General features: G+C 72.2%; 6 protein-coding genes and 1 pseudogene. 1 reads left to right on the forward strand and 6 read right to left on the reverse strand.

All coding sequences use genetic code 11. The features are described from left to right. Nucleotides 1-473, forward strand: a 473-nt coding sequence (locus ACWCSD_RS46750) for a VIT1/CCC1 transporter family protein (protein ID WP_449925297.1), incomplete at its 5' end; no start/stop codon positions are given. A gap of 42 nt (nucleotides 474-515) precedes the next feature. Here ACWCSD_RS46750 and ACWCSD_RS46755 read toward each other — a convergent pair. The 6 genes and pseudogenes from ACWCSD_RS46755 to ACWCSD_RS46780 form a co-directional block, all read right to left on the reverse strand. Beyond that, nucleotides 516-1,154 carry a LysE family translocator gene (locus ACWCSD_RS46755; RefSeq protein ID WP_397156357.1) on the reverse strand — a complete coding sequence of 213 codons (639 nt, stop codon included), beginning with the start codon at nucleotides 1,152-1,154 and terminating at the stop codon, nucleotides 516-518. After that, nucleotides 1,151-1,687, reverse strand: coding sequence for a cupin domain-containing protein (locus tag ACWCSD_RS46760; protein WP_364337566.1), 537 nt, complete (start codon nucleotides 1,685-1,687; stop codon nucleotides 1,151-1,153). Before ACWCSD_RS46760 ends, ACWCSD_RS46755 begins: the two co-directional genes overlap by 4 nt. A 19-nt stretch (nucleotides 1,688-1,706) precedes the next feature. After that, entirely contained in the window at nucleotides 1,707-2,063 is a 357-nt protein-coding gene (locus tag ACWCSD_RS46765; RefSeq protein WP_449925299.1) for a spore germination protein GerW family protein, read from the reverse strand. A gap of 27 nt (nucleotides 2,064-2,090) precedes the next feature. Next, a complete protein-coding gene (gene zwf, locus ACWCSD_RS46770) occupies nucleotides 2,091-3,458 on the reverse strand; it encodes a glucose-6-phosphate dehydrogenase (protein ID WP_387669435.1) in 1,368 nt (455 codons plus the stop codon). Nucleotides 3,459-3,460: 2 nt separating this feature from the next. Then, nucleotides 3,461-5,092 carry a glucose-6-phosphate isomerase gene (gene pgi, locus ACWCSD_RS46775; protein WP_387669436.1) on the reverse strand — a complete coding sequence of 544 codons (1,632 nt, stop codon included), beginning with the start codon at nucleotides 5,090-5,092 and terminating at the stop codon, nucleotides 3,461-3,463. 135 nt (nucleotides 5,093-5,227) lie between these two features. Continuing rightward, nucleotides 5,228-5,541, reverse strand: a pseudogene (locus tag ACWCSD_RS46780) (dihydroxy-acid dehydratase); the annotation flags it as partial.

The raw sequence follows: 5,541 nt of genomic DNA on the forward strand, positions 1-5,541 counted from the left end.
AGCTGATGCGGGCCGAGATCGCCGTGGAGCGGCGCGAGCTGGCCCGCAACCCCGACGGCGAGCGGGCCGAGCTGGCCGCCCTCTACCGGTCGCGCGGCCTGGACGCCGACCTCGCCCGCCGGGTCGCCGAAGGGCTGTCGGCCGATCCGGAGCAGGCGTTGCGCGTGCACGTGCGCGAGGAGCTGGGCGTCGACCCCGACGACCTGCCCTCGCCCTACCTGGCGGCCGGCTCGTCGTTCCTCGCCTTCGCCGCGGGGGCGCTGGTGCCGCTGGCGCCGTTCCTGTTCGGGGCGTCGGGGCTGTTCCTGGCGCTGGCGTTGAGCATGGTGGCGCTGTTCGGGTTCGGCGCGGCGGTGGCGGTGATGACCGCGCGGCCGTGGTGGCTGGGCGGCCTGCGCCAGCTCGGGCTGGGCGCGGGCGCCGCCGCCGTCACCTTCGGCCTCGGCCACCTGCTCGGCGTCGCCGTCTCCTGACGCGGCCGCGCGCCGCTCATGGCCGGGCCGTCGAGGGGCCGGTCAAGGGCGGCCGGCGACGGCCAGGTTGACGCCGAGGCCGATGAGCGCGGCGCCGGTCAGCCCGTCCACGGCCTTGCGCACGCCGGGCCGGGCGAACACCCGGCGCAGTGTGCTCACCACGTTCGCCACCGTGAGGAACCAGACCATCGTGCCGGCCAGCGCGACCGCCGACAGCAGCAGCGTGTCGCCGAACGCGGCCCCCTCGCTCACGAAGTTCGGCACCAGGGCCACGAAGAACAGCGCGGCCTTGGGGTTGAGCACGTTGGTCAGCAGCCCCTCGGCGAAGGCCGCCCACGGGCCGCGGTCGGCGGGGGCGGGCAGGCCGAGGTCGAGCGCGCCGCCCGTGCGCAGGGCCGCGCGCAGCGCCTTGACCCCCAGGTAGAGCAGGTAGAGGGCGCCGACGATCTTGACCACGGTGAAGGCCGTGGCCGAGGCGGCCAGCAGCGCGGCCACGCCGGTGCCGGCGGCCATCACCCAGACGGCCACGCCCACGGCGATCCCGGCCGCCGCGGCCATGCCGTGCCCGCGGCCGGACAGCGCCGAGCGGCGCACCACGACCGCGAAGTCGGGGCCGGGCGACATCGCCCCGACCAGCACCAGGGCACCGAACCCCACGAACTGCGTCAAAGAGGTCATCATGGCGTCCACCTTACGAGCACCCGGCCCTCGGGGATCAAGGTGGACAGCTCCCACGTCCAGCTCGGCACCGTGATCATCTCGGCCGGGTGGTCGAGCGGGACGGGCGTGTCCAGCAGCACGGAGTGCGACGTGAGCGGCAGCCCGCCTTCGGGGACGACGACGCTCACCAGCGGGGTGCGCAGGCTGGGCCCGTCGGGCTCGTCCAGGTCGCTGGACACCCAGGTGGGCTCGCCGTCGAAGAACGTGCACACCAGCGCCCCCGCCGGCGCCGCGCCGGAGTGGCGCAGAGCGCCGGCGGGCAGCCAGGCGTGCTCCCCCGGCAGGTACGCCACCCCCGACACCCGCAGCTCGCCCTCCAGCAGCACGAACTCCTCCCCCGCCAGGTAGTGGCCGCGGCCGGGACGGCTCCACCGGGGCGGGAAGCGGACCAGCGACGTGCCGCCGCCCAGCGGGGCGACCCGCACCGGCAGGTTGGAGCCGGGCAGCAGCGCCTCGTGGCCGGGCAGCCCCGCGTCGAGCAGATCGATGAGCACGTCAGATGATGTGCCCCCGTTACCTCCTGTGACGCCACTTCTTGAAGATGGTCCGGATCGTCAGCACCAGGGCGAGGCCGACGATCTGGCCGCCGAGCACGATCCGGTTGACGTCGACGGCCGGACGCCACTGCACGTCGCCGTCCTTGATGACGAACACCCCGGCCGGGGTGGCGCTGTAGCCGAAGCCGCCACCGCCGCCGCTGCCGAGCTCCTCCCCCTTCTCGTCCCGGCCCTGCCCCTGACCGGCCCCGCCGCCCTGGGCGACCCGGGCGACGGGGATGACCAGGACGTCGCCATGGTGGATCGGCTCACCGAAGACGCGCCTGACGGTGACGGCGTCCTTCGACTGTTCCAACAGCTCCTTGATGTCCATGGGCCCATCGTTCACCCGGATCGGCCGCTAGTCGAACGTGGTGGAGATCTCGTGCCAGCCGCCCGGCGGGATCTTCTCCGCCGGTTCGGGCCCCCAGGTGCCCTTCTCGTACGGCAGCGGCTGGTCGGGCAGGTCGAGCAGCCGGCCCACGATCCGCCACGACTCCTCCACCAGGTCGAACCGGGCGAACCGCCGCGGGTCGCCGCTGACGGCGTCGGTCAGGATGCGCTCGTAGGCGGCCTCCATCGGCCCGAGCACCTTGGTGAAGTCGACGCTCACCGGCACCGGGATCGTCCGCTGCCGGCCGGGCTCCTTGGCCAGCACGTCGAAGGTCACCCCGGCGTCGGGCTGCAGCCGGAACCTGATGAGGTTGGGCCCCGGCGGCACGTCGCCGCCGCGGAACATCGTCACCGGCGGCTTGCGCAGCTCGGCCACGATCTCCAGGTCGGTGGTGGGCAGCGCCTTGCCAGAACGGATGCACCAGGGCACGCCCGCCCACCGCCAGCTGTCGATGTAGAGCCGCATGGCGACGAACGTCTCGGTGGTGGAGCCGGGCCGGACGCCGGGGGTGTCGAGGTAGCCGTCGTACTGGCCGCGCACGACGTGGGCCGGGTCGACGGCCTGGACGGCGCGCAGCACCCGCCACTTCTCGTCGAGCTGGGCGCGGGCGTCCATGGACGGCGGCGGGTCCATCGCCAGGATGGCCAGCAGTTGCAGCAGGTGGTTCTGGACCACGTCGCGGACCGTGCCGTTGGCGTCGTAGAAGCCGCCGCGGTCGGCGACGTCGAAGTCCTCGGCCATGGTGATCTGCACGCTGCGCACGTAGTTCCGGTTCCACAGCGGTTCGAGCAGCATGTTGGCGAACCGGAACACCATGAGGTCCTCGACCGGCTCCTTGCCCAGGAAGTGGTCGACCCGCCGCAGGTGGTCCTCGTCGAAGTACTTCAGCAGCTCGTCGTTGAGCCTGCGCGCGGAGTCGAGGTCGTGCCCGAACGGCTTCTCCACCACGAGCCTGGCCTCGTGGTTGAGCCCGGCCCCGGCCAGCCCCTCGGCGACGACGGAGAACAGCGCGGGCGGCACCGCCAGGTAGTGGACGAGGAACCCCTTGCCCTCGACCTCCTGCCGCAGCTTCGCGAACGTCTCGGGGTCGCGGTAGTCGCCCGCCACCAGCCGCAGGTTGCCGGCCAGCTTCTCGAACGCCGCGTCCTGGACGCCGCCGCACGCCTCGCGGGCGTGCTCGCGCAGCGCGTCGAGGTCCATGTCGGTCTTGGCGACGCCGATGATCGGCAGGTCGAGCCTGCCGTCGGCGGTCAGGTGGTAGAGCGCGGGGAGCAGCATCTTGCGCGCGAGGTCGCCCGTGACGCCGAACAGGACCAGCGCGCCCGCCCGCCCCATCTCTAGGCCCGCCTTCCGCGCAGCTCGCGGTACCTGCGCACGAGTTGTTCGGTCGAGGAGTCGGGGAAGGTCTGCGGCGGCTCGTCGGAGGTGAGCGCGGGCGCCACGTCGAGCGCCATCTTCTTGCCCAGCTCGACGCCCCACTGGTCGAAGGAGTCGACGCCCCAGATCGTGCCCTCGACGAACACGATGTGCTCGTAGAGCGCGACGAGCTGGCCCAGCGTGGACGGCGTGAGCTTGGTCGCCAGGATCGTCGAGGTGGGCCGGTTGCCCGGCATCACCTTGTGCGGCACGATCTCCGGCGGCGTGCCCTCGCCCGCGATCTCCTCGGCGGTCTTGCCGAAGGCCAGCGCGCTGGTCTGGGCGAGCAGGTTGGCGGTGAGCTGGTCGTGCATGCCCTCGCGGTCCTCGAACGGCTCGGCGAAGCCGATGAAGTCGGCCGGGACGAGCCGGGTGCCCTGGTGCAGGAGCTGGTAGAAGGCGTGCTGGCCGTTGGTGCCCGGCTCGCCCCAGAAGATCTCGCCGGTCGGGACGGTCACCGGGCTGCCGTCGGCGCGCACCGACTTGCCGTTGGACTCCATGGTGAGCTGCTGGAGGTAGGCCGGGAAGCGGTGCAGCCGCTGGCTGTAGGGCAGCACGGCGCGGGTCTCGGCGCCGAAGAAGTCGGTGTACCAGATGCCGAGCAGGGCCATCAGGACCGGCATGTTGGCGTTGAAGGGCGCGGTGCGGAAGTGCTGGTCCATGCTGTGGAAGCCGGACAGCATCTCGCGGAACCGGTCCGGTCCGACGGCGATCATCAGCGACAGGCCGATGGCGCCGTCGTAGGAGTAGCGGCCGCCCACCCAGTCCCAGAAGCCGAACATGTTGTCGGTGTCGATGCCGAACTCGGCGACCTTCTCTGCGTTGGTGGAGACGGCCACGAAGTGCTTGGCGACCGCGTCCTCGCCCAGCGCGCCGACCAGCCAGGACCGGGCGACCCTGGCGTTGGTCAGCGTCTCCAGCGTGGTGAAGGTCTTGGAGGCGACCACGAACAGCGTGGTGGCCGGGTCGAGGTCGCGCAGGTTGCCCAGGATGTCGGCGGGGTCGATGTTGGAGACGAACCTGGCCTCGACGCCGGCGTCCACGTAGTCGCGCAGCGCCTCGTAGGCCATGGCCGGGCCGAGGTCGGACCCGCCGATGCCGATGTTGACCACGGTCCTGATCGGCTGCCCGGTGGCGCCCTTCCACTCCTTGGACCTGACGCGGTCGGCGAAGGCGCTCATCTTGTCCAGCACCGCGTGCACGTCGGCCACGACGTCCTGGCCGTCGACGACCAGTTTGGCGTTCTCCCGCATGCGCAGCGCGACGTGCAGGACGGCGCGGTCCTCGCTCACGTTGATGTGCTCGCCGCCGAACATCGCGGCGATGCGCTCGCGCAGGCCCGCCCGCTCGGCCAGGGCCACCAGCAGGTCGATCGTCTCCTGGGTGGCGCGGTGCTTGGCGTAGTCGAGGTAGAGGTCCCCGGCGCTCACCGTCATCCGCCCGGCCCTGCCCGGGTCCTCCGCGAACAGCTCACGAAGCTGCTTTCCCGCCAGCTCCTCGTGATGCTTGCCCAGAGCCGCCCACTCCTGGCTCTGGCTGATGTCGCCGTTCACCGCTTCCTCCTCATACGTCGTCAAACCTGATCACATCGTCCCGCACTCGCGGGAGATCCGCTGAGCCGGGCTCCCGTAGGGAACCCCGTACCCCACGGGGAAGATTCCGCGCACGGCGCCGGGCACTCTTTGCTCTCAATGGGACTCCCGGCCGGGGGCGTCGCCGGAGGAGCCCGTCAGGAAGTCGAGGTCGGCGCCGAGGTGCGCCTGGGTGACGTGGTCGACGTACAGGCGCTCCCAGCCGCGGACCGGCCGGGCGTGGCCGGTCATGACCGGTTCCCTGGCGGCCAGCTCGGCCTCCGGGACGTCGACGTCGAGCCTCCTGGCGGCCACGTCGAGCACGATCGGGTCGCCGGTGCGCACCCGCGACAGCGGGCCGCCGGCCGCCGCCTCCGGCGAGGCGTGCAGGACGAACGTGCCGTACGCGGTGCCGCTCATCCGGGCGTCGC

Source organism: Nonomuraea sp. NPDC001684 (assembly GCF_053596515.1).

What these genes read in the sequence shown, in the direction of transcription:
- ACWCSD_RS46755 (WP_397156357.1), bottom strand. Translation starts at nt 1,154, where the DNA reads ATGATGACCTCTTTGACGCAGTTCGTGGGGTTCGGTGCCCTGGTGCTG.
- ACWCSD_RS46765 (WP_449925299.1), bottom strand. Translation starts at nt 2,063, where the DNA reads ATGGACATCAAGGAGCTGTTGGAACAGTCGAAGGACGCCGTCACCGTC.
- zwf (WP_387669435.1), bottom strand. Translation starts at nt 3,458, where the DNA reads ATGGGGCGGGCGGGCGCGCTGGTCCTGTTCGGCGTCACGGGCGACCTC.